Source organism: Anaeromyxobacter sp. SG17 (assembly GCF_022690695.1).
Lineage (GTDB): Bacteria > Myxococcota > Myxococcia > Myxococcales > Anaeromyxobacteraceae > Anaeromyxobacter > Anaeromyxobacter soli.
The window spans coordinates 1-20097 of record NZ_JALCYX010000042.1 but is presented as its reverse complement, the minus strand read 5'-3'; the positions used below and the strand labels follow the sequence as shown (position 1 = coordinate 20097).

The window sequence follows — 20097 nt, the reverse complement described above, 5'->3', positions numbered from 1 at the left end:
TCACCATCACCCCGTCCCCGCCTGCGTGCCCTGCACGATCGCGGCGACGGGAACGCCGCCCTCGAGCATGACGCGGCTCCCTGGCGCGGCGGGAATGCGCGGCCCGGGAGTGAGGATGCCGGCGAGGTTCAGCGGGTCGGACGCGGAGAGGTCGAGCCGGTCGGGGTTCCCATCCCCCGCGCGCCGCGCGGCGCGGAGCGCGTCCACCGCTTCCGGCAGCGCGAACTGCTCACCGCTGAAGCCCACCACGAAGCGACCGCCGCGGATCTCACCGCGCGCCTCGAGCGACCGGTAGACGCGGACGAGATCGCGCCAGGGCGGCGGGCGAGACTCGCGAGCCAGGACATCGCGGAAGACGACGCCGTAGCGGCGCAGGTACTGGCGCGCCACGCGGTCGAGCGTCTCCGGGGAGAGGTCGCCGTCCGTCCCGCGTCCGGCGGTACGTGGCGCGGAACTCTCGGTCGGGCGGGACGAGCTCGAGCCGGCCGCGACGCGGTCCGTGGGACGAAGCGCGGAACTCTCGGTCGGGGTCGGCCTCAGCAGCGCCCACCGTCCCCCCGCGCTGCCCGGTCGGGCGGCCCGCCCGCGCGCCGGCGGCGCGACGAGCGCGCGCAGCCCCGCGAACCCGTCGCAGGTCACGAGCCCCGCCGACACGAGCTCCCACAGCGCCTCCTCCGTCTCTCCGGGCGGTGCGCCGACCGCCGGTGCGAGCTCGGCGAGGAACGAGGCGCCACGCCGCGCGAGCACCGCGACGAGCGCGCCCGCGATCTCGCCGAGCGGCGGTCGCTCGGGCGCGATGGCCTCGAGCAGCCAGGGGAGCTCCTCGCGCAGCGCGAGCGTCACCGGGGCCGAGCGGGTGGGGGCGCCCTTGCGGCGCGGCGGGCCGTCCTGCGGCGGCGCCACGTGCAGCCGGCCCCAGGCGACCTCGCCGGACGAGCACAGCCCGTCCAGCAGGCCGGGCTCGTAGCCTGCGACGCGCGCGGGCAGGAGATCGCGCTCCCACGCGCCCGCGGCGGCGTGAAAGCCCTGGAGCATTCCCAGGACCTCGGCGAGGCCGCGCGCGCCGTGGAGCCGCGTGCCCGGCGCGACGTGCTGCCAGCGCGCGAGGAAGCGGAGGAACACGGCGGCGCTGGCGGGCTCGATCTCGCGGCGCAGCCGGCCGAGGGTGAGGCGGTGGATGCGCGCGAGCACGCTCCGCTCGCACCAGTGCGGCGCGTCGGCGGACCAGGGCGATCCGGCGAGGAAGGAGCCGCGAAGGACGAGCCCCTCGGCCTCGAGGCGGAGCAGCGCGGACGCGGCGGCGCTTTCGGAGAGCCCGATGCGCCCGGCGAGGTCGACGGCGGTGGTGGGGCCGAGGTGGGTGACCCAGCCGCGGACGAGGGCGAGGACCGGATCTTCGGGGATGCGCTCGGACGCGAGCGGGGAGAGGGGAGGGGAGAAGGTCGGGTTCGAGGTCGGGCTCGCGGTCGAGGTCGACGTCGATCCGCCCATCCCCCCCGCCGCCCCCCTCGCCGTCCCCACACGCTCCGCCGCCACCCACCACCGGCCCTCACCCACGGTCATCACGGCCGCCCGCCCCGCCGCCTCGAGCTCGCCGAGCCACCGTTCCCATCCGGACGCCGGCGACGCCGGCAGGATCCCCAGATCGAGGAGCGCGTCGTGCACCTCGTCCGCGTCCCGCGGCGCGGGCCACACCTGCTCGGCGACCTCCGCGATGGCGGCGGGATCGAGCGCGCCGATGCCGCTCGCCTCGGCCGCCGGCAACGACCGCCGCACCGCGACCGCCCGCGCGCGGCGCTCCTCGAGCGGCGCGTCGTCGAGGAACGCCCAGGGCCTGGCGTTGAGGAGCTCGTGCGAGAGCGGCGAGGGCTCGGGCGTGTCCACCGCGAGCAGCCGCACCTCGCCGGCCGCGATCCGCGCGAGCAAGCTCCGGAGCCCGGCCGCGTCCATCGCCTCGGTGAGGCAGTCGCGCAGCGTCTCGCGGACGAGCGGGTGAGCGGGCACCTCGATCGGCCCGCCCGGCGCGTTGTCCTGGCAGGCGACCTGCGCCGGGAAGACCGCGGCGAGCAGGTCCTCCGCGCGCATCCGCGCGATGGGCGGAGGCATGCGCTTGCCCCTGAAGAGGCGGGGGATGGCGAGCGCGCGCGTGGCGTTCCAGCGCCAGCGCACGCCGAACATGGGCGCCTGGAGCACCGCCTGCTCGAGCACCTCGTCGAGCGTCGCGGGCGTGACGTAGGAGAAAATCGTCTCGAGCGGGAACGCGTGCTGCGGCCCGAGCGAGAGGAGCACGCCGTCGTCGGTCGCGGCGGCCTGCAGCTCGAAGTCGAACGTGCGGCAGAAGCGCTTGCGGAGCGCGAGCCCGAAGGCCCGGTTGGTGCGCGCGCCGAACGGCGCGTGCAGGACGAGCTGCATCCCGCCGGCCTCGTCGAAGAAGCGCTCCGCGACGAGCGTGTCCTGCGTGGGCAGCGCGCCGAGCGCCGCGCGCCCCGCCGCGAGGTAGTCCACCACCTGGCGCGCGCCCGCCTCGGGCAGCGCCGCCTCCGCCGCGAGCCAGGCGACGGCCGCCTGGGGGTCGGCGAGGCGCGGCTCGAGCTCCGCGCGCAGCGCCGACACCTCCGCCGACAGGGCGCCGCTCCGCCCCGGCGCCTCGGCGTTCCAGAACGGGACGCCCGGCGGAGCGCCGTGGGCGTCCTCGACCCGGACGATCCCGGCCTCCACGCGCCGGATCATCCAGGAGGTCGTGCCGAGCAGGAACACGTCGCCCGCCAGGCTCTCCACCGCGAAGTCCTCGTCCACCTGCCCGATGGTCACGCCCTCCGGCTCGGCCACCACGGCGTACTGCGCGGTGTCGGGGATGGTCCCGCCGCCGGTGAGCGCGGCGATGCGCGCTCCGCGCCGCGCCTTGACGCGGCCGTGCACGCCGTCGCGGTGGAGGAGCGCGGTGGTGCGGCCGGGCGTGGTGGCGATCCCCTCCGAGAGCATCTCCACCACCGCGTCGAAGTCGGCCCGCGCGAGGTCGTGGTACGGCCAGGCGCGCCGCGCGAGCGCGTAGAGGCGGTCCTCGTGGATCGACCCGCAGGTCGCCTCCGCCACGAGCTGCTGGGCGAGCACGTCGAGGGGCGCGGCCCGCACCGAGACGGGCTCGAGGCGCGCGCGCCGGAGCCCGCGCACGAGCGCGGCGCACTCCACGAGCTCGTCGCGGCTCATCGGGAAGAGCCGGCCCTTGGGCGTGCCGCCCCGCACGTGCGCGGCGCGCCCGATGCGCTGGGTGCCGGTGGAGATCGCCCCCGGCGAGCCGAGCTGGACGACGAGGTCCACCTCGCCCACGTCGATGCCGAGCTCGAGCGAGGCGGTCGCCACCACCGCGCGCAGCGCGCCCGCCTTCAGCCGCTCCTCCGTGGCGAGCCGGCGCTCGCGGGAGAGGCTGCCGTGGTGCGCCGACACCGCGCCCTCCCCGAGCCGCTCGACGAGCGCGTGCGCCGCCCGCTCCGCGAGCCTGCGGGTGCCCACGAACACGAGCGTGGAGCGGTGCTCGCGGATGAGGTCGGCCACCCGGTCGTAGGTCTCGGCCCACAGCTCCCTCGAGGCGACCGACGAGAGCTCGTCGCGCGGGACCTCGATCGCCACGTCGAAGCGGCGCCGGCGGCCGACCTCCACGATCGCGCAGCGCGGACGGCCCCGCGGATCGACCCGCTCCGAGCCGACGAGGAAGCGCGCCACCTCCTCCACCGGATCGACCGTGGCGGAGAGGCCGATGCGCTGGGGCCGCCGCCGCGCGAGCGCCTCGAGCCGCTCGAGGGAGAGCGCGAGGTGCGCGCCGCGCTTGTCGCCCGCGAGGGCGTGGATCTCGTCCACGATCACCGCCTCGACGTCGCCCAAGGAGGCCCGCCCGCTCTCGCTCGTGAGCAGGAGGTAGAGCGACTCGGGCGTGGTGACGAGGATGTGCGGCGGACGGAGCAGGAGCTTGCGCCGTGCCGAGGCGGGCGTGTCCCCGGTGCGGACCGCGACCCGGAGCTCGGGCAGCGTGAGCCCGGCCGCGTGGGCCGCGGCGCGGATCTCGGCGAGCGGCGCCTGCAGGTTCCTCGTGATGTCGTTGCCGAGCGCGCGCAGCGGCGAGACGTAGACGACGCGCGTCCGGTCGCCGAGCTCGCCGGCGAGCCCCTCCTTCAGGAGGGCGTCGATGGCGTGGAGGAACGCCGCGAGCGTCTTGCCCGAGCCCGTGGGCGCCGAGACGAGCACGTCGCGCCGCGCGTCGATCTCCCGCCAGGCGGGCGTCTGCGGCTCCGTCGCGTCGCCGAACCGCCGCGTGAACCAGTCGCGGACGACCGGGTGGAAGCTGTCGAGCACGCGCTTCTCTTAAGCGCCCCGCCCGGGCGACGCCCGCGTCTCGGGCTCCCCCCTATGATTCGTGCCTCGACCTCGACGGGGAGCCTCATGCTGCTCAAGGAAACCGCGCTCGTACGCCTGCTGTCCCTCAGGATCCCGGTGCTCCTCTTCGTCGGGCCCCGGGTGATGCGGCTCGACGAGGAGGTCTGCGAGATCGAGATCCCCCTCGGCTGGCGCACGCGGAACCACCTCGGCTCCATGTACTTCGGCGCGCTGTGCGCGGGCGCCGACCTGGCCGGCGGGCTGCACGCCGCGCGGCTCACCACCGTCGGGAAGTTCCGCGGCGTGAAGCTCGTCTTCGCCGACGTGAAGGGAGAGTTCCTGAAGCGCGCCGACGGCGACGTCCTCTTCCGCTGCGCCGACGGCGCGCGCGTCGCCGCGGCGGTGCGCAAGACACACGAGACCGGCGAGCGCGTGACCTTGCCCGTCGGGATCACGGCGCTCGTGCCGGACAAGTACGGTGAGGAGCCGGTCGCGCGCTTCACGCTCGCGCTCTCGCTGAAGCGCGGCGACGGGCCGGTGCGGCTCGCCGAGGCGCCGCCGCGCGAGACCCGGACCGGTGGCGCCTGACGGCGCTCGCGAGCGCCGGTCGTGAGCTTCCGGTGTCGCGCGGGGAGCCCGGACGCTATGCTCCCGGGCATGCGACTCCCCGCCTCCGTCGCCGTCCTCGCCGCAGCGCTCGCCCTCGTCGGGCCGGTCCGCGCGGTCGCGGCGCCCGGCACCGCGCGGGGCCGGTCCATCGCGGACGACTACGACCGCGCGCGCGCCGAGGCGCGCTCGCGCGGCGTGCCGCTCGTCGTGGACGTCTGGGCCCCCTGGTGACCCACCTGCCGCTTCATGCGGGCCTACGTCCTCCCGGACAAGCGGCTCCAGAAGCTCGCCGGACGGTTCGTCTGGCTCGACATCGACACGGAGAAGCCCAGGAACGCGGCCTTCGTCGGCAAGTTCCCGATCGACGCGTGGCCGAGCATCCTCGTCGTGAACCCGGAGGACGAGCGGGTGATCGTCCGCTGGGCCGGGACCGCGACGGCCGAGCAGATCGAGCGGATCGCGCTCGACGGTGAGCGCCAGCTCCGGGCCGGCGAGGTGTCGCGCGCGGAGGAGGCGCTCGCGCGCGCGGACCGGCTCCTCGGCGCGCGGAGGCACGCCGAGGCCGCGGTGGCCTACCACGAGGCGCTCGCGGCGGGCGGCAAGAGCTTCCCGGCGCGGGAGCGCGCCTCCGAGGCCGCGGTCCAGGCGCTCTCGATGGCGGGCGACCCCGCCGGCTGCGCGCGCGCGGCGGGCGAGGTCCTGCCCGGCCTCCGCGGCGCGAGCGCGGCGCGCGTCGCCGCCCAGGGGCTCTCGTGCGCGCTCGAGCTCGAGGACGCCAAGGCGCGCGCGGCGGAGGTCGCCGCGCTCGAGCCCGGCGCGCGGCGTGCGCTGGACGCGCGCGGGGTCCTCGCGGACGACCGCTCCTGGCTGTACGACGTCCTCTCCTCGGCGCGGGCCGAGGCGGGGGACGCGGCCGGGGCGAAGGCGCTCGCGCGCCGCTGGCTCGCGTTCCTGGACGGGGAGGCCCGCCGCGCGCCGACGCCGCTCGCGCGCTCCGCCTTCGACGGGCAGCGGCTCCAGGCGGCGCTGCGCATCGGCGAGCCGGAGCGCATGCTCCCGGCGCTCCTCGCGTCCGAGCGCGAGCTGCCCGGCGAGTACGTGCCCCCCACGAACCTCGGCGTCCTCTACCTCGCCCTCGGGCGGCCGGCCGACGCGCTCGGCGCCGCCGATCGCGCGCTCGCGCTCGCGGAGGGACCGCGCCGGATCCGGGTGCTCGTGCTCCGCGCGGAGGCGCAGGCGAAGCTCGGCGATCGTCCCGGCGCGCGCGCGACGCTCGAGCGCGCCATGAGCGACGGCGAGGCGATGCCCGAGGCGTCGAGGCCGCGCGGCTATCTCCGGAAGGCGAAGAAGCTGCTCGGCGAGCTGGGGACGTCGTGACCCGCGGCGGGGCGCCCGTCCGCGCCCCGCATCCTCACCGGCACGGGTACAGGCTCTCGGTGAACCACCAGCGGCCGTCGCGCCGCACGAAGCAGAGCGGCGCCCCGGGCGTCCCGAGGCCGGGCGCTCGGTAGTCGATGCAGGGCAGGCCGGCGGGCCCCGCGCGGGCGTCCGCGCGGAAGGCGACGAGCACCGCCACCTCGCGCGCCTCGCGGAAGAAGGCGCGCAGCGAGCGGGCCATCCCGGGGAAGGGGACGTGGCCGGGTCCGCCGAAGAAGACGCCGTGCAGCCAGCTCCCCTCTGCGCGGAGATCCTGCTCGACCCGCTCGCGCGGCACGACGCGGTCGCCGCAGCGCAGCCCGTCCGGCGGGACGCGCGCCACGACGGCCCCGACGTCGCCCGCCTCGATGGCGCGCTGCAGCTCGCCCCCGAGCCGGATGAGCTCCCGCGCGATCGCCTCCCGGCGGCGCTCGACCGACTCCTTTCCACCGGCGGGAGAGGCCGCCTTCGGGGCCGCGCGGCCCGGCGTGGCGCGGGGCGCCTCGGCGGCGCGCGCGGGGGAGGCCGTGAGCGCCATCGCGAGGAGGACGGTGAGGAGCGGGCGCACGGCCGAACCGTAGGCGAGCGCCGCGGGCGCTGCAACGGAGAGTCTGGTCGCGGTCGGGTCCGAGGCCGGTCGTCCCGGCGCGGGGTCCGGCCCGACGTCCTCGTCACTCGCCCGCGGCCGGCTCACGGGATGCGGTACTTCAGCAGGTGCGCCTCGAGCGGGCCGTTCCAGAGCCGGTGATCCACCTCGGGCCGGAGCGCGATCGCACGCTCGAGGAGCGGGTTCCCCGAGAGCACGACGGCGGTCCACCCGGAGTGGCGGGCGAGCATCTCGGCGAGGCCGCGGTAGAAGCCTCCGAGCTTCTTCTGCTGCACGCGCGGGTCCTCCTCGCCCGACATGAGCCGCTCGCCGTAGGGCGGGTTCGTGACGAGGAAGCCGCGCGCCGCGATGGGCTGGAGCTCGCGCGCGTCGCCGCGCTCGATGGTCACGTCCGCGGCCACCCCGGCGGCGGCGGCGTTGCGGTGGAGGGCGTCGATGGCCTTGGTGTGGAGATCGCGGGCGAGCACCGGCGCGGGCGCGCGCGGGAGGATCGCCTCGCGCGCCTCGACCTTCATGCGGTCCCAGGCGGACTGGGGGGCGCCGCGGTACATCGGCCAGCGCTGGAAGCCGAACGCGCGGCCGAGGCCGGGCGCGACGTGGCGGGCGCGGAGCGCGTGCTCGATCGCGAGCGTTCCGGAGCCGGCCATCGGATCCACGAAAGGCGCCTCGGGGTCCACGCCGCCGAGGAGCAGGATCGCGGCGGCGAGGGTCTCCTTGAGCGGCGCCAGGGTGGCCGCGCCGCCGCGGTAGCCGCGGCGGTGGAGCGGCTCGCCGGCGAGGTCGAGCGAGAGGGCCGCCTCGTCGCGGGCGAGGTGGAGGACGATGCGGACGTCGGGATCCTTGGCATCGACGTCGGGGCGCGCGCCGAGCGCCTCGCGGAGCACGTCCACCGCCGCGTCCTTCACCTTGAGCGCAGCGTACCCCGAGTGCGTGATGGCGGAGGAGGTGACCGTCGCCTCGACCGCGAGGGTGGTCCGGAGCGTGAGCCACTCGCCCCAGGCCACCTGGCGCGCGCCCTCGTAGAGCGCCTCCGGCGACGGGGCGGGGAACCGCGCGAGCTCGAGGAGCACGCGCATCGCCGTGCGCGCGTGCAGGCAGGCCTTCATGCCGGCCTCGAGCGGGCCCTCGAAGGAGACGCCGCCGCGGTCGCCGCGCACGGCGGGGAGGCGGAGCGCGGACAGCTCTCGGCGGAGGGCACCCTCGGTACCCTTCGCGCACGTCGCGAAGAAGCGCATCGCCGTCTTTTACCTCGGCCGGGCCGCGCTGGCGCGCGCGCCGCCGTCGAACACGCCGAGCCTGACCGACCCCTTGGCCGTGCGCTTCGCCGCGTACATGAGCTCGTCCGCGCGCGCCATCATCTCGTCCACCGAGACGGCGGGCTTTCGGAACACCGCCGCGCCGACGCTGAAGCGCACCGCCCAGCCGTGCCGGTCCATCGTCTCCCGCAGCGTCCCCTGGAGCCGCGCGAGGAGCGCCTCCGCCATCGGCTCGTCGGTCTCCGGGAGCAGGAGCCCGAACTCGTCGCCTCCCAGGCGCGCGACCGAGTCGATGGCGCGGGTCGCCGACCGGAGCGTCCGCCCGACGACGGCGAGCAGCGCGTCGCCCTCCGCGTGGCCGAGCCGGTCGTTCACGTCCTTGAAGTCGTCGCAGTCCACGTAGGCGAACGTGAGCGGCCGGCGGTGCCGCCGCGCGCGCTCCAGCTCCAGCGTGGCGGCCTCGATGAAGGCGCGCCGGTTGGGGATGTGCGTGAGCGTGTCGGTGCGGGCGAGGAGCTCCTCCGCCTCGAGCCGGACCCGGAGCGCGTTCAGGACGAGGACGAGCGCGAGCGAGGTGCCGAGCTGGATGACGCCGTTCCAGCCGAGCACCGCCACCGGCAGCGCGCGCCCGCCCGACTCGAGCCGGTACAGCGTGTCGGCGGCGGTGGCGACCACGGCGCCGCCGATCGAGAGCGCGACCCCGCCCCGCAGCGTGACGAACCAGGTGCTGAAGCCGATCGGCGCGAGGTAGAGCAGGATGAGCGAGACGTCCGTGCCGGTGAGGTAGTCGGCGAAGCCGACGCAGACCGTCATCCCGAACGCGGCCGCGAGCCAGGCCGCGCGCGCGAGCCCGGAGGGCGCCCCCGCGCCGAGCGCGGCGCGTGACGGGGCGTGGACGCCGGGCGGCGGCGGGGTGGGCGGGCCCTCGGTCGGCCGTCCTCTGGATCGCAGGCGCACGCGCGGTGTCCGTTCAATCCCGGCGCCGGGGCGCCGTGTCAAGCGGGCGGGAGCCTAGCGCCCCGCGGCCACCTCGACGCGGCGGTTGGCGGCGCGGCCGCGCGCCGTGAAGTTGGGGAGGAGCGGGCTCTCGCCGCCTCGTCCGACCCAGCTCACCCGCGCGCGGGAGAGGCCGAGCTGCAGGAGCCGCTCGCCCGCCGCGCGCGCCATCGCGCTCGAGAGCTCCACGTCGCCGGCGCGATCGTCGGTCGCGTCCACGAACGCCTCGACGCGGACCGGGGCGCCCGGCGAGGCGCCGAGCGCGATCGCGAGGTCGGCGAGGCCGCCGTCGCGGAGCAGCTCGGCCGTGCGGCCGGAGAACGCGACGTCCTCGACGACCACCCGCTCGCCGGCCGCGAGCCTCCGGGCCCACTCCGCCTGGCGCGGCGTCCGCGGCTGCACCTCGGAGGCCGGCGCGGCGGGCGCGGGCGCCTTCGCCTCCGCGACCGCCGGCACCACCGCGGGCTGCGGGTCGGGCCGGGCGCCCTGGCGCGGCTCCGCGAGGGCGAAGCGCCGGAGCGCCTGCGTGCGCGCCGGATCGAAGCACTGCTTGCGGCCGGGGTCGCCGATCCTGGCGAGCATCGGGCGGGCGAGCTCGTCCACCGTGCGCCGGACGGCCTCCTCCGGCGACTCGCCGGGCGCGGCGTGGACCACCGCGTTCCGCGCGAACAGCAGGCGGTGCGCTCCGGTGACGGCGACGCGCACCGACACGAGCAGGGGGGCGTCCTCGCCCTTTCCCCCGCCCTCGACGGTGCCGTACACCGCCGCGTCGGCGCCCACGAGCTCCGCGAGCTCGAGCGCGAGGCTCGGGGCGATCCCGGCGGGCAGCTCGAGCGGAGTGTCGCGGAAGACCGCGCGCAGCTCGGGGATGGGGAACACGCGCGCCCGCGAGGGATCGACCCCGGAGAGGAGCGCCGAGGTGGCGGCCTCCGCGGCGAGCGCGACGTCGGAGGCGTTCTCGAACGGCGCGACGAGGAGGCACCGCGCGCGCGCGAGCTCCGCGCCGCGGAGCATCGCACCGTTCGGCGTGAGCGTCGCGGGCTCCGCGACGGGGGCGGACGCGCAGCCGAGCGCGAGCGAGGCGGAGAGCGCGAGGCGTCGCATGCGCGCGCCATCGTACCGCGAGCCGCGCCCCGCGCGGGGACCCGCCCTGGGCCGTTCACCGTTCCGTCGCATGGCGGTCATCAGCCTGTCACAGCAGCGTGCGTTAAGCTCGTCCCGTGACGTCCGTACTTCTGGTCGACGACGAGCGGGATCTCCTCTCGCTCCTGGACTTCAACCTGCGAGCCGCCGGGTTCGAGACCCTCCTCGCCACCACGGGCGAGCAGGCGCTGATCCAGCTCAGGCGCAGGGTTCCGGACATCGTCCTCCTCGACCTCATGTTGCCCGACGTGTCGGGTACCGAGGTGTGCCGGCAGATCAAGGCGGACCCCCGCACGCGGCACGTCCCGGTGGTGATGCTCACGGCCAAGGGGGACGAGCTCGACCGCGTGGTCGGCTTCGAGGTCGGCGCCGACGACTACGTGACGAAGCCGTTCAGCGTGCGCGAGCTCGTGCTGCGCCTCAAGGCCGTCGCGCGCCGCGCCGGCGGGGGGCGCTCGGCGGAGCGGCCTCCCGAGTCGGTCGGGCCCATCCGCGTGGACGTGGACGCGCACCGCGCCTTCGTGGACGGCGCGGAGGTGCAGCTCACGCCCCTCGAGTTCAGGCTCCTCACGACGTTCATGGCGCGGCTCGGCCGCGTCCAGTCGCGCGAGCAGCTCCTCGAGGACGTCTGGGAGATGTCGTCGGAGGTCGAGACGCGCACCGTCGACACGCACGTGAAGCGGCTGCGCGAGAAGCTGGGATCGGGCAGGGATCTGCTGGAGACGGTGAGGGGGATCGGCTACCGGCTGATCGACCCCGACGAGAAAGGCTAGCGCGTGCTCGGCCGCACCCCCCTGAACGCCGCCATCCGCGCGCTGCGCGCCGAGCTCGCGGGGGGGCCGCCGGCGGATCTGGGCCGCGACGTGCGCGAGCTCGCGGAGCTCCTCGCCGCGCGCGCGCCGCGCCGGGGCGGTGCGCTCCACCCGGACGCGACCGAGCAGGAGCTCCTCGCGGCGCTCCCCGACGCCGCCGCGCTCGTGTCGCGCGACGGCTGGGTGCGCGTCTCCAACGCCGCCTTCGACACGCTCGCCGCGAGCGGGCGCGCCGCCGGGCTCACGCCGCTCGAGATCACGCGGAGCGCGGAGCTGTCCGAGGCGGTGAAGCGCGCCCTCGAGGGCACCGCGCGCAAGCTCGAGCTGCAGCTCGGCCGCCGCACCTGGCTCGTCCACCTCGCGCCGCTCCTCCGCGGCGAGGTGCTCCTCCTGCTCCGCGACGTCACCGAGGCGAAGCGCGCGGCCGCGACCCGGCGCGACTTCGTGGCGAACGCGAGCCACGAGCTCCGCACCCCGGTGGCGGCCATCCGCGCCGCGGCGGAGACGCTGCTCGCCGGCGCGCTCGAGGATCCCGCCGCCGCGCGCGAGTTCGTGGGCATCGTGGCGCGGCACGCGGAGCGGCTGTCGCGGCTCACCCAGGACCTGCTCGACCTCTCGCGCATCGAGTCGCGGCAGTGGTCGTTCGAGCTCGCGCCCGTCGACGCGGCGCACGTGACGGCGCAGGCCGTGGACCTCGTCGCGGCGGCCGCGCGCGGGAAGGGCCTCCGGCTCGCCGCCGAGGTGCCGGAGGAGGCGCGGGTGCGGGCGGACGCGCGCGCGCTCGAGCAGGTGCTCGTGAACCTCGTCGAGAACGCCGTGAAGTACACGGCGGAGGGCGGCGTGACCGTCGGCGCCGAGCGCGAGGGGGACGGGTGGGTGCTGTCGGTGACGGACACCGGCCCGGGCATCGACCGCCATCACCTGCCGCGGCTCTTCGAGCGCTTCTACCGCATCGACCCGGGCCGCGCGCGCGACCACGGCGGCACCGGCCTCGGCCTCGCCATCGTGAAGCACCTCGTGCAGGGGATGGGCGGCGAGGTCGGCGTCGAGAGCGGCGCGAGCGGCTCGCGGTTCTGGGTGCGGCTCCCCGCCGCCTGAGCTCCGTCGCCTCCGGTCGCCCGTCCTTCCCGTCCGGGCCGGCGCCGCTGCCGAGTTCGCCGTTTCGTCACGCCGCCGCCGTGGGCGCGTCATCGCCGGCCCCTAGAAACGTGCCCGGACCGAGCCTTCGCTCGACCTCACGAAAGGGTCCGACACCTCATGAACCGCCTCACCGCCGTCCTCGCCGTGCTCGCGCTCTGCCCCGCGCTCGCGCGCGCGCAGGAGGCCGCCGCCGCGCCCCAGCAGGTCCCCGCCGAGCAGCAGGCCCCCGCCGCCGCTCAGGGCGGGCAGGAAGAGACTCCGTTCGACGGCTCCGCCATCCAGGGCAAGGTCGACTCCCTCGCGGAGCAGTACGCGGAGACGAAGACCGACGTGGCGAGCCTCAAGAAGCTCAAGTTCTCCGGCTACGTCCAGGGCCGCTACGCCTGGCAGGAGAGCACCGCCGCCGACTTCAACACGACGCCCGAGAGCGCCCCGGCGCAGCAGGGGTTCTTCATCCGCCGCGGCCGCCTCAAGGCGGCTTACGACGCGGACTGGTCGCAGTTCGTCCTCCAGCTCGACGCGACCCCCGCCGGCGTCTCGGCGAAGGAGGCGTTCGCGTCCATCAAGCTGCCGTGGCAGGGCTTCGCCATCGACGCGGGCCTCCAGCTCTTCCCCTTCGGCTACGAGGTCGGCGTCCGCTCCTCGTCGGATCTCGACCTCCTCGAGCGCTCCGCGGTCGTCCGCGCCTACCTCGCCGGTGAGTACGACCTCGGCGTCGCCCTGAAGGGCGTGTACGGGCCGCTCAACTTCAAGGTCGGCCTCTTCAACGGCGACGGCGTCGACGCGAAGCAGGCGGGCTACGACAACGACCAGCGCAAGGACGTGATCGGCCGCCTCGGCGTCGACCTCGGGATGCTCACCGGCGGCGTGTCGGGCTGGTACGGCAAGACCGTGAACTACGTCGCCTCCGACGACCCCGAGTACGACCGCTACCGCCTCGGCGCCGACGCGCAGCTCTACCTCGATCTCCTCCCCGTGGGCGGCACCGCGCTCAAGGGTGAGTACATCTGGGGCCGCACGACCATCAGCGACAAGAACGGCGGCGCGGGCGACAAGCTCGGCAAGACGGGTCACGGCTGGTACGGGCTCGCCACCCAGAACGTGGGGCGCTACCACCAGGTCGCGTTCCGCTACGAGGAGTTCACGGCGGACAACACGCTCCCGCTCACCGGCACGAACGTGAAGACCGCCCGCGAGATCCAGGCGGCCGTGCACACCTTCGTGGGCGAGGGCGGGAAGATCTCCCTCGCCTGGGCGCACCCGATGAACGGCGACCGGGCCCCGGGCGTTTCGTCCGACCCCAAGCGCGACCAGTTCATCGTCCAGGCGCAGGCCAAGTTCTAGTCACCCAGGGAACAGGAGAAGACACGAATGAAGCGCACGCTCATCGCCCTCGTCGCGGCCATCGCGCCGGCCCTCGCCAGCGCCGCCGTGACCGTGAAGGGCTCCGACACGATGGTCATCCTCGCCCAGCGCTGGGCCGAGGAGTACATGAAGCAGAACACCGGCAAGCGCGTCCAGGTCACGGGCGGCGGCTCGGGCGTCGGCATCGCCGCCCTCATCAACGGGACGACCGACATCGCGAACGCGTCGCGCGCGATGAAGGACGCGGAGAAGGGCAAGGTGCGGGAGCGCTACAACATCCTGCCCACCGAGACCGCCGTCGCGAAGGACGGCGTCGCGATCTACGTGAACGCCGCGAACCCCGTGCAGCAGCTCACGATCGAGCAGCTCGCGAAGATCTACGCGGGCGACGTGACGAACTGGAAGGACGTCGGCGGCAGCGACGCGCCCATCGTCCTCTACTCGCGCGAGAACTCGTCGGGCACCTACGTCTTCTTCAAGGAGAACGTGCTCAAGGGCGCCGACTACGCGTCCTCCGCGCAGACGCTGCCCGGCACGGCCGCGGTGGTGAACGCGGTCGCGAAGGAGAAGAACGGCATCGGGTACGGCGGCGCGGCGTACGCGAAGGGCGTGAAGGAGGTCAAGGTGGTCGGCGCGGACGGCCAGGGCTACACGCCGAGCGCGGAGAACGTCGCCTCCGGCAAGTACCCGCTCTCCCGGCCGCTCTTCATGTACACGCGCGGCAAGCCCTCCGGCGAGGCCAAGGCGTTCATCGACTACTGCCTCTCCCCCGCCGGGCAGAAGATCGTCACGCAGGTCGGCTACTTCCCCGTCAAGTAGCGGACAGGCACCCTGCCGCCCGCCCGGCGTCACGCCGGGCGGGCGGTGCCGTGTCACATGGACGCGACGCGGCCGTCACGCGGGCGTCACCGAGCCGTGCGAGAAACCCCGCCCGTGGAACAGGTCATTGCCGAAACCGGGGAGGAGGCGGTGGCACGCCCCTCCCCGTCGATGCGACGGCGGCAGCTTCGTGAGGCGGCGATCCAGGCGGTCATCACCCTGGTCGCGCTCACCGGCATCGCCGCCGTCGTCCTCATCTTCGTCTTCGTCGCGCGCGAGGCGCTCCCGATCTTCACCTCGCCGGAGGTCCGGGAGGAGACGGACCTCGCGCGCATGTTCCTCCCGCAGGCCTGGCGCGCCGGGCGGCCGGCCTTCTTCAGCTGGCAGCCGGTCTCCGAGATCCCGAAGTACTCGATGGTCCCGCTGTTCGTCGGGACCCTCAAGGTGACGGCCGTCGCCATGCTCGTGTCGGTGCCGGTGGGCGTCGCGGCGGCGCTCTTCACCTCCGAGTTCGCGCCCCGGCGGCTGCGCGAGGTGCTGAAGCCGACGATCGAGCTCCTCGCCGGCATCCCCTCCGTGGTGCTCGGGTTCTTCGCGCTCATCGTCCTCGCGAGCGTCCTCCAGGACGCGTTCGGCTTCACCTCGCGCCTGAACGCGGTGGTGGCCGGGGTCGCGCTCGCCCTCACCGTGGTGCCGGTCATCTTCACGGTCAGCGAGGACGCGCTCACCGCGGTCCCGCGCAGCTACCGCGAGGCGTCGCTCGCGCTCGGGGCCACCCGCTGGGAGACGGCGTTCAAGGTGGTGCTGCCCGCCGCGGCCCCGGGCGTGCTCGCCGCGGTGGTGCTCGGCTTCGGCCGCTCCATCGGCGAGACGATGATCGTGCTCATGGCCTCCGGCAACGCCGCGATGACGACCTTCAGCCTGGGCGACTCGGTCCGCACGCTGCCCGCCACCATCGCCGCGGAGATGGGCGAGGTGGTGTTCGGGGGCACCCACTACGCGGTGCTGTTCTTCATCGGGGTGGAGCTGTTCCTCTTCACCTTCGTGCTCAACTCGCTCGCGGCGGCGTTCGTGAAGCGGCTCGTGCGGCGCATGGCGGGGACCGCGTGAGCGTCGCCAGCCGCAAGACCCTCGGCGCCGCGCTGACGGTCCTCACCGGGGCCGCCGCCGCGCTCGTCGTCGCCATGCTGGCGGTGATCCTCGTGGACGTGTTCCGCGGGGGCGCCGGCCGGGTGAGCTGGGAGTTCCTCACCTCCTCGCCGGAGGAGGGGATGACCGCGGGCGGCATCTTCCCCGCCATCTACGGCACCGCGGTGATGACGCTCATCATGACGGTCGCCGTCATGCCGGTCGGCGTCCTCACGGCGGTCTACCTGCACGAGTACGCGGCGCCGAGCTCGCGCATGGCGGCGCTGGTGCGCGTCGCCGTCACGAACCTCGCCGGGGTGCCGTCGATCGTCTTCGGCCTGTTCGGCCTCGGCTTCTTCATCCAGTTCGTGGGCGGGGCGCTCGACCACGCGCTCTCCCCGCCGGGCGAGCTCCACTACGGGCGCCCCGCGCTCCTGTGGGCCGCGCTCACGCTCGCGGTGCTGACCCTCCCGGTGGTCATCGTCGCGACCGAGGAGGCGCTCCGCGCCGTCCCGCGCGAGCACCGCGACGCGAGCCTCGCGCTCGGCGCGACCCGCTCGCAGACCCTCGCCCGCGTCGTTCTCCCCCAGGCGCTCCCGGGTATCCTCACCGGCGCGATCCTCGCCGTGGCGCGCGGCGCGGGCGAGGTGGCACCCCTCCTGTTCACGGGGGTCGCCTACTTCCTCCCCGAGCTGCCCGGCTCCGTGTGGTCGCAGTTCATGCACCTCGGCTACCACGTCTACGTGCTCGCGACGCAGTCGCCCGACGTCGAGGCGACGCGCCCCCTGCTCTACGCGACGGTGTTCGTGCTGCTCGCGCTCACCTTCGCCCTGAACCTCGTCGCGATCGCCATCCGCACCCGCACCCGCCGCAAGGCCGCCGCCGGACACTGAGATGACGAGCATCCCCCAGCACGCCTCCGCCGCCCCGAAGATGGAGACCCGCGGGCTCGAGATCCGCTACGGCCCGAAGGCCGCCGTGAAGGGCGTGAGCCTCACGCTCCCCGAGCGCCAGGTCACCGCGCTCATCGGCCCCTCGGGCTGCGGCAAGTCCACCTTCCTGCGGGCGCTCAACCGGATGAACGACCTCATCCCGGGCGCCAGCGCCTCGGGCGAGATCCTGCTCGACGGCCGCAGCATCTACGCGGGGCACCTCGACGCCGTCGAGCTGCGCCGGCGCGTGGGCATGGTGTTCCAGAAGTCGAACCCGTTCCCGAAGTCGATCTTCGAGAACGTCGCCTACGGCCTGCGCATCGGCGGCCTCTCCGACAAGCGGGAGCTCGGGGAGCGCATCGAGCGCTCGCTGCACTCGGCGGCGCTCTGGGACGAGGTGAAGGACCGCCTCGGGGAGAGCGCCATGGGCCTCTCGGGCGGCCAGCAGCAGCGGCTCTGCATCGCGCGGGCGCTGGCGGTCGAGCCGGAGGTGCTGCTCATGGACGAGCCCGCGAGCGCGCTCGACCCCATCGCCACGGCCAAGATCGAGGACCTCATCCACGAGCTGAAGGCGCGCTACACGATCGCCATCGTCACCCACAACATGCAGCAGGCGGCGCGCGTGTCGGACCAGACCGCCTTCTTCTACATGGGCGAGCTCGTCGAGGTCGGGCCCACCGAGCAGATCTTCACGACGCCACGCGAGCAGCGCACCGAGGATTACGTCACCGGCAAGTTCGGCTAGGCTTCTCCTCGAGGACGATCATGGCGACGACCCATACCGACAAGACGTACGAGGCGGAGCTCCGGGAGCTCCGCGACCGGCTGCTCGCGATGGGGGGCCTGGTCGAGCAGGCCATCGTCTCGAGCGTGCGCGCGGTCACCGAGCGCGACGTGGAGCTCGCCGAGCAGGTGAAGCTGCGGGACCGCGAGATCAACCGGATGGAGGTGGACGTGGACGGCCAGTGCCGGCGCATCCTCGCCCTGCGCCAGCCGGCCGCCTCCGACCTGCGCTTCATCACGACCGCGCTCAAGATCGTGGTGGACCTGGAGCGGATGGGTGATCTCGCGGTGAACGTCGCCGAGCGCGCGCTCGACCTCGCCCAGGCGCCCGCCTTCGCGCCCACCCATGACCTCGCCAAGATCGCGGACCTCGCCGAGGCGCAGCTCAAGAAGGCGCTCGACGCGTTCGTCACCGGAGACGTCGCGAAGGCCGAGGAGGTCATGAAGAGCGACGAGCTCATCGACGCCCTCTACCTCAAGATCTTCAACGACATGCTCGGCCGCATGATGGAGGACTCGAAGAACATCCGCCGCGCGACCGCGCTCATGTTCGCCGCGAAGCACCTCGAGCGCTTCGGCGACCACGCGACGAACCTCGCCGAGATGGTCGTCTACATGGTCCGCGGCACCGACGTGCGTCACCCGCGGAGCCGCGCGCCGGGCGTCCCCGGCGCGTAGGCGGCGGTCGCCGCGAGCGCGCCGCCGAGGCGCCCTGGCCGTGGAAGAGGCGCCTCTCGCGCGCGGAGCGGCCTCGCGCCCGAGCCGGCGCCGACGCCTATCGCTGCGAGGCGCCGCTCCCCCGAGGTCAGGGCTGCCGCGTGGCGGGCCCGGAGGCGCCGCCGACCGCGCCCGCTGCGCCGGATCCCGAGCCCTCCGGGGCGCCACCCGCGGGCGGCGACATCCCCGACGTGCCGCCCGCGCCGGGCGACTGCGTCGCGCCGTTCCCGCCGGTGGTCCCGGCTGCGCCCGTCCCGCTCCCGGTCGTGCCCGCGGGGACGCAGGTGGTCCCGACCGCGCTCCCGCCGGTCCCGGTCCCCGCGCCCGTGGCGCCCGAGCCGGTCCCCTGCGCCGCGCCCGCCGCCGCTCCGGCCGTCGCGCCGTCACCGGGGGTCGTGGCGGTGGAGGGCACTCCGGCGCTCGTCGCGGGGACCATGCCCGGCGGGCAGGGCTGAGCGCCCGTGCCGCCCGTCGTCCCGGCGCCGCCGGCCGTCCCGGCGGCCCCGGCGGTCCCGGTCCCGGCCGCGCCCGGCGTCGTCCCTGCGGTGGTCGAGTCGGTGGTGCCCGCGCCCGCCTGGCCGGGCTGGGCAGCGCCGGCGGTGCCGGCTCCGGAGGCGCCCGCGGCGCCAGGCTGTCCGGTGGTCGTGCCCGCCTGGGCGAGGGTGAGCGCCGGCGCCAGGAGCGCCGCCGCGATCGAGAGCTTCCGCATGTGGATTCCTCCCGCCCGAACGGATGCGCATCGCGCGACGAGCGCGCGCGCTCACCCGCCGGCTCAGGAGACGAGGAGGCGGGCCGCGAGCCCGGCCGCCACCCCGAGGAGCGCGCCGGCGCCCACGTCGAGCGGGTAGTGCGCGCCGAGGTACACGCGCGAGAGCCCGATGCCCACCGCGAGGAGCAGCGCCAGCGGCCCCAGCCCCTTGGGCTCGCCGGCGTAGGCCACCGCCACGCCGAACGCGGCGGCGGTGTGGCCGGACGGGAACGAGAAGCGGTCGGGGTTCTGCGCCAGGGCCTCGAAGCCCGCGATCGAGACGTCCGGCCGCGCGCGGGTGAGGCTGCGCTTCAGCGACTGGGAGAGGACCGTCGCGAGCAGCGAGGCCGCCCCGAGCCGCAGCCCGAGGTGCTTGCCCTGCGCCGTCCCGGTGGCGAGCAGCGCGAGGCCGGCGAAGGTCCAGCTCTTCGCGTCGCCCGCGTGCGTCAGCGCCCGCGCGACCGCCGTCCGCCACGGGCTGTGGAAGCGGCTGAACGAGAGGAGGAGCGCCTCGTCGAAGGAGAGGATACGGGCCAGGCGACCGGTCCGGATGACGACCGTCGCCGTGGACGGGTCGATGGCGATCGAGGCGCCACCGCCCGCGTCGATCTCGATGGCGCCGCCTGGGGTGGTGGGGTCGTGGCTCATCTGGCTGCAGGGTGCCGCGCGCCCGTTTCGGCGACGCGGCCCGCCTGCAACATCTGGGTGACGTCTCCCTGCAGCAACTCCCCGAAAGCGGTGAAGAGCTCGCCCGTCAGGTAGCGCGTGCCGCGCGGATCGCGGCGCCGCCGGGCGCGCAGGAGATCGTTCGAGGCGGGATCGTCCGGCCGTGAAAGGTCCATGCGCGCGCGCTCGACGCCCGTGCGGGCGCGGTGCAGGAGGAACACCGTCGTGCCCTCGACGCGCTCGACGAGCGCGACGTGCGTGAAGCGATCGTCGAGCCGCCGATCGCGATCGCGGTCGTAGCTGTCGTGGAAGAACACGAGCGTGCCCGGGCGCGGCGCCTCGACCGGCCGGCTCGCGCGGTAGAGCGACTCGGAGCGGGACACGCCCGGGCCGAGCCGCACGCCGACGCCCGCCGCCCGGTACGCGCGCAGCACGAACGCCGAGCAGTCGCCGCGGAAGCGCCTCCCGAGGAGCGCGCGCGCAGCGGCGACGATGCGCTCCCGCACGGCGTCGAGCGCGGCGTCGGCGCCCGGCTGCGCGGCGCGCTCCGGCGCGGCCTCGGCGCCCGCGTCCGGCGCCGCCTCCGGCTCCG

General features: G+C 75.3%; 19 protein-coding genes. 11 read left to right on the top strand and 8 right to left on the bottom strand.

Annotation, left to right across the window (positions count from 1 at the left end; all coding sequences use genetic code 11):
• Window positions 1–6: 6 nt before the first annotated feature.
• On the bottom strand, window positions 7–4347 hold the full coding sequence (locus MNY60_RS24325) for a DEAD/DEAH box helicase (protein WP_242361029.1): 4341 nt from the start codon (window positions 4345–4347) through the stop codon (window positions 7–9).
• An 87-nt stretch (window positions 4348–4434) separates the two neighbouring features.
• On the opposite strand from MNY60_RS24325, the gene MNY60_RS15275 reads away from it, so the two are divergent.
• The 3 genes from MNY60_RS15275 (at window position 4435) to MNY60_RS15265 (ending at window position 6354) form a co-directional block, all read left to right on the top strand.
• On the top strand, window positions 4435–4956 hold the full coding sequence (locus MNY60_RS15275; RefSeq protein WP_242338991.1) for a DUF4442 domain-containing protein: 522 nt from the start codon (window positions 4435–4437) through the stop codon (window positions 4954–4956).
• Window positions 4957–5025: 69 nt separating this feature from the next.
• Complete coding sequence (locus MNY60_RS15270) at window positions 5026–5208, top strand: thioredoxin family protein (RefSeq protein WP_242338989.1); 183 nt, start codon at window positions 5026–5028, stop codon at window positions 5206–5208.
• 15 nt (window positions 5209–5223) lie between these two features.
• Window positions 5224–6354, top strand: a complete 1131-nt coding sequence (locus tag MNY60_RS15265; protein ID WP_242338988.1) for a hypothetical protein — start codon at window positions 5224–5226, stop codon at window positions 6352–6354.
• A gap of 34 nt (window positions 6355–6388) precedes the next feature.
• On the opposite strand, the gene MNY60_RS15260 is transcribed toward MNY60_RS15265, so the two are convergent.
• The 4 genes from MNY60_RS15260 to MNY60_RS15245 all read right to left on the bottom strand — a co-directional run bounded on the left by MNY60_RS15260 (window position 6389) and on the right by MNY60_RS15245 (window position 10356).
• Entirely contained in the window at window positions 6389–6961 is a 573-nt protein-coding gene (locus MNY60_RS15260; RefSeq protein WP_242338986.1) for a hypothetical protein, read from the bottom strand.
• A gap of 122 nt (window positions 6962–7083) precedes the next feature.
• Window positions 7084–8235 (bottom strand): class I SAM-dependent RNA methyltransferase, encoded by a 1152-nt coding sequence (locus tag MNY60_RS15255; RefSeq protein ID WP_242338984.1) that lies wholly within the window; start codon window positions 8233–8235, stop codon window positions 7084–7086.
• A gap of 9 nt (window positions 8236–8244) precedes the next feature.
• The gene (locus MNY60_RS15250) at window positions 8245–9213 is read right to left on the bottom strand and encodes a diguanylate cyclase (protein ID WP_242338982.1); all 969 of its coding nucleotides are present in this window, start codon (window positions 9211–9213) and stop codon (window positions 8245–8247) included.
• A gap of 54 nt (window positions 9214–9267) precedes the next feature.
• Complete coding sequence (locus tag MNY60_RS15245) at window positions 9268–10356, bottom strand: OmpA family protein (protein WP_242361027.1); 1089 nt, start codon at window positions 10354–10356, stop codon at window positions 9268–9270.
• 116 nt (window positions 10357–10472) lie between these two features.
• Between MNY60_RS15245 and MNY60_RS15240 the strand changes: the two genes are divergently transcribed.
• From MNY60_RS15240 to phoU, 8 genes are all read left to right on the top strand, one after another.
• Entirely contained in the window at window positions 10473–11168 is a 696-nt protein-coding gene (locus tag MNY60_RS15240) for a response regulator (protein WP_242338978.1), read from the top strand.
• A gap of 3 nt (window positions 11169–11171) precedes the next feature.
• Window positions 11172–12305, top strand: a complete 1134-nt coding sequence (locus MNY60_RS15235; protein ID WP_242338975.1) for a cell wall metabolism sensor histidine kinase WalK — start codon at window positions 11172–11174, stop codon at window positions 12303–12305.
• 159 nt (window positions 12306–12464) lie between these two features.
• The gene (locus MNY60_RS15230) at window positions 12465–13691 is read left to right on the top strand and encodes a porin (protein WP_242361025.1); all 1227 of its coding nucleotides are present in this window, start codon (window positions 12465–12467) and stop codon (window positions 13689–13691) included.
• A gap of 27 nt (window positions 13692–13718) precedes the next feature.
• Window positions 13719–14531 carry a phosphate ABC transporter substrate-binding protein gene (locus tag MNY60_RS15225; protein ID WP_242361023.1) on the top strand — a complete coding sequence of 271 codons (813 nt, stop codon included), beginning with the start codon at window positions 13719–13721 and terminating at the stop codon, window positions 14529–14531.
• Between the two features lie 171 nt (window positions 14532–14702).
• Window positions 14703–15641, top strand: a complete 939-nt coding sequence (gene pstC / locus MNY60_RS15220; RefSeq protein WP_242355607.1) for a phosphate ABC transporter permease subunit PstC — start codon at window positions 14703–14705, stop codon at window positions 15639–15641.
• A complete protein-coding gene (gene pstA, locus MNY60_RS15215; RefSeq protein WP_242338970.1) occupies window positions 15638–16552 on the top strand; it encodes a phosphate ABC transporter permease PstA in 915 nt (304 codons plus the stop codon). The genes pstC and pstA overlap by 4 nt, the downstream gene beginning before the upstream one ends.
• 40 nt (window positions 16553–16592) lie before the next feature.
• Window positions 16593–17336: a phosphate ABC transporter ATP-binding protein PstB gene (gene pstB / locus MNY60_RS15210; RefSeq protein ID WP_242339036.1), complete on the top strand. Its 744-nt coding sequence runs from the start codon at window positions 16593–16595 to the stop codon at window positions 17334–17336.
• 20 nt (window positions 17337–17356) lie between these two features.
• Window positions 17357–18052 carry a phosphate signaling complex protein PhoU gene (gene phoU, locus MNY60_RS15205; RefSeq protein WP_242338968.1) on the top strand — a complete coding sequence of 232 codons (696 nt, stop codon included), beginning with the start codon at window positions 17357–17359 and terminating at the stop codon, window positions 18050–18052.
• Between the two features lie 127 nt (window positions 18053–18179).
• Here the strand turns inward: phoU and MNY60_RS15200 are convergent, their stop codons facing one another.
• The 3 genes from MNY60_RS15200 to MNY60_RS15190 form a co-directional block, all read right to left on the bottom strand.
• Window positions 18180–18800: a hypothetical protein gene (locus MNY60_RS15200; RefSeq protein WP_242361021.1), complete on the bottom strand. Its 621-nt coding sequence runs from the start codon at window positions 18798–18800 to the stop codon at window positions 18180–18182.
• 63 nt (window positions 18801–18863) lie between these two features.
• Window positions 18864–19487, bottom strand: coding sequence for a phosphatase PAP2 family protein (locus tag MNY60_RS15195; RefSeq protein WP_242338964.1), 624 nt, complete (start codon window positions 19485–19487; stop codon window positions 18864–18866).
• On the bottom strand, window positions 19484–20097 hold a 614-nt coding region (locus tag MNY60_RS15190), incomplete at its 5' end, for an NlpC/P60 family protein (protein WP_242361019.1). The genes MNY60_RS15190 and MNY60_RS15195, both read right to left, overlap by 4 nt.